Raw genomic sequence first — 586 nt, 5'->3', positions numbered from 1 at the left:
GGAACCTCTCACGGTGAACGAGTACTTCGCCGCGCATCCTCAGCGCGTTATTGGAAAGCTCGACTCGCGCTACGTCGGCTTGCGAACTCTGCTGACCTGCAGCTTCGATGGGGATCTTCGAAGCGAACTGGCCCGCCAGGTCGCGACGGTGCCCAGCGGCATCTATCAGGCTGCAGTCCAGAAAGCGAAGGTTGAAGAACGGCGCGAGACGGCGTTGCAGCTCGAAGGCACCCACCGTCCTGGTCTCACGGCCATTGACGGAAAGGTGTTCGAGGTGCTCGGCGACAAAGCGCTTCCAGTCGACATTGTTGGCCGGACGCTGGAACGGGTGCTGGGCATGATCCACCTGCGCGACTGCGCTCGAAAGCTCATCAAGGCCCAGGCGGCGTCGGACGACGACGGCATGCTGAGCGTCTACCGAACCGCGTTGAACGTCTCCTACGACGCCTTTGTGGCCAAGAACGGGTACGTCAACGAAAGAGCGAACCGCAGGGCATTCAAGGCAGATCCTGATCTGCCGCTGTTGCTGTCGCTGGAGGTCTGGAGCGAGGAAGAGCAGCGTGCACGCAAGGCGCCGATCTTCGAG

General features: G+C 61.8%; 1 protein-coding gene. It reads left to right on the top strand.

The features are described 5' to 3' along the window. Nucleotides 1-13: 13 nt before the first annotated feature. A partial coding sequence (locus GVL04_RS24105; protein WP_235036436.1) for a hypothetical protein occupies nt 14-586 on the top strand: 573 nt, incomplete at its 3' end.

Origin of the sequence: Arthrobacter sp. 18067 (genome assembly GCF_902706295.1) — a bacterium.
Lineage (GTDB): Bacteria > Actinomycetota > Actinomycetes > Actinomycetales > Micrococcaceae > Arthrobacter.
Note: the sequence above shows the minus strand (reverse complement) of the source record. Positions and strands in the feature narration are given on the sequence as shown.